Annotated in this window: 1 protein-coding gene; it reads left to right on the forward strand. The window is 39.7% G+C overall.

Going from position 1 to position 2,668, the window contains the following annotated elements:
- Nucleotides 1–88: 88 nt before the first annotated feature.
- Nucleotides 89–2,638, forward strand: coding sequence for a DNA translocase FtsK 4TM domain-containing protein (locus ACOVQ4_RS08220; RefSeq protein ID WP_421820171.1), 2,550 nt, complete (start codon nucleotides 89–91; stop codon nucleotides 2,636–2,638).
- Nucleotides 2,639–2,668 lie beyond the last annotated feature (30 nt).

The following is a 2,668-nucleotide window of genomic DNA, read 5'->3' on the forward strand; positions in this document are numbered from 1 at the left end:
TTTCCTTACTCTAATCAGATTCGAGAGGTTGAAATATCTCAAATCATCATTTCGAAGGACCAACATACTTCGAAAGATTTAAAATGTTATGGCTAGAAATATTCCCAAAGACCCAGAACAAAACCGACCTAAGGAAAAAGCTCGTTCGGCCTCGCCAAGTCCATTCAAATTGGATTTTGGAGGTTCAGGTATCGAACGTGCACGTTTACTAATTGGTGGTGTGTTAGTGTTGTTTTCAATATTTATGTTTTTCTCTTTTTTCTCTCATCTTTTTACAGGAAAGGCAGATCAAAGTGAAATCCATAATTCATTGTCTAGTTTGTCGGAAACAGGTAAGAGAACAAAAAACTTTTTTGGGGTTTTTGGCGCAAAACTAGCTGATTTAATAGTTCTAAGATATTTTGGGATTTCCGCATTTTGGTTGGTTCCATTAACGTTTTTTACTGGAGTACAAATTGGTTTTCAGAAAGCGCTGGTTCCATTAGAGCGTTTTACCAAGCTCGCAATTTTTGCGATTCTGTGGGGAAGTACCTTCTTAGGGTTTTGGGTATTTACGCTACATATTGCGGATAATTGGAGCGATTTGTGTGGTGGTATGGGCTTTTATTTCAATGAGTACATGGATAGCCTCATGGGGCCATTTACGATTTTTGTCATATTATTTGCCTTAGTTTTATTCATATCTTTTTTCTACGGTACCGAAGTACTCAGCAATTTGATAGAGCGTTTGTTGGCACCTTCAGCATCCGACTCACCCAATCAGGAAAGTGACGATGATATTAGTCAGGCAAAAAATATTCGCCGTGTCAGAGATGATTTGGAAGATACCGCAAAAAGCACAAAAAATCTGATTAAAAATCCCGACTTAGAATTTGAGGATGACGAACTTTTACTCAGAGAAGATAATGCAGACGAAGAGAGTATTCGCCCTTATTTACCTCCAATCGTAGAGGCAAAAGCAAATTCTAACTCAGTTCCTGCAACGAGTGCACCTAGAAAAGAGGTTTCTCTAACAATTGAAAATGCCCTAGCAGACGAACTTCCCGAAACGCAGGAAGAAATTGAGGAGGATATGCCTGAAATTGAAAGTTCGAAAGATGACGCAGGAGATGAGTTGGTAAAACGCTTTGGGCTATATGACCCAACATTGGATTTACCACATTATCAGTTTCCAACTATCGCATTATTGAAGGATTACGATATGGGGAAAGCTCAAGTGTCTCAGGATGAATTAAAGGCAAATTCGAATAAGATTGTTGATACACTTGGTCATTATGGTATAGGGATTGCCGATATTAAGGCCACGATTGGCCCAACGGTAACGCTCTATGAAATTATTCCTGATGCAGGGGTTAGGATTTCAAAAATCAAAAACCTTGAAGACGATATTTCCTTGGCATTGGCAGCCTTGGGGATTCGTATTATTGCGCCTATTCCGGGTAAAGGTACTATTGGTATTGAAGTTCCTAATAAAAACCGTGAGATGGTTCCTGTTAAAATGGTAATTGGTTCAGAAAAATTCCAAAAATCAACAGCAGATTTACCAATTGTACTCGGCAAAACTATTAGTAATGATATATTTATGACTGACCTTGCCAAGATGCCTCACCTTTTGATGGCAGGGGCAACAGGTCAGGGTAAGTCGGTAGGGTTGAATATGATTTTGACATCATTGCTTTATAAAAAACACCCTTCTCAATTAAAGTTTGTGTTGGTTGACCCTAAAAAAGTGGAATTAACACTTTTCAACAAAATCGAACGCCATTTCTTGGCTATGCTTCCCAATGCGGCAGAGGCGATTATTACCGATACCAAAAAGGTTGTAAATACCCTCAATTCCTTGTGTATCGAAATGGATAATCGATACAATTTGTTGAAAGATGCTGGTTGCCGTAACCTAAAAGAATATAATGCCAAGTTTGTCAATCGTCGATTAAATCCAGATAAAGGGCACTATTTTATGCCATACATCGTGTTGGTTGTCGATGAGCTTGCCGACTTGATGATGACTGCTGGTAAAGAAGTAGAACAACCTATTGCTCGTCTGGCGCAGTTGGCTCGTGCTATTGGTATTCACTTAGTTATTGCCACGCAGCGTCCGTCAGTAAACGTTATTACGGGTACAATCAAGGCCAACTTCCCAGCTCGTTTGTCCTTTAAAGTAACTTCTAAAATTGACTCGAGAACTATTTTGGACACGGGCGGTGCCGAACAGTTAGTCGGGATGGGAGATATGCTACTTTCGACAGGTTCTGATATCATTCGTTTGCAGTGTGCCTTTGTAGATACCCCAGAAGTAGAAGATGTTTGTGAATTTATTGGGGAGCAAAGTGGCTACGATTCTGCGTATCTATTACCTGAATTTGAAGGAGATTCTGGTGGTGGAAATGAAAAAGGTGACTTTGATTCAAAAGATAAAGATGAATATTTTGAGGAGGCCGCAAGGTTGATAGTTACGCATCAACAAGGCTCGACATCACTCATTCAGCGTCGTTTGAAATTAGGCTATAACCGCGCTGGGCGTATCATCGATCAATTAGAAAAGGCTGGCGTTGTAGGCCCATTCGAAGGCTCAAAAGCCCGTGAAGTCTATATTAAAGACTTAGATGCTCTGGAAAAAATGTTGAGAGATTTATAAATGATTGAGTGGTTGAGAGAATGAGTGATT

This window comes from Flectobacillus sp. (assembly GCF_049240685.1).
In the GTDB taxonomy this organism is placed as follows: domain Bacteria; phylum Bacteroidota; class Bacteroidia; order Cytophagales; family Spirosomataceae; genus Flectobacillus.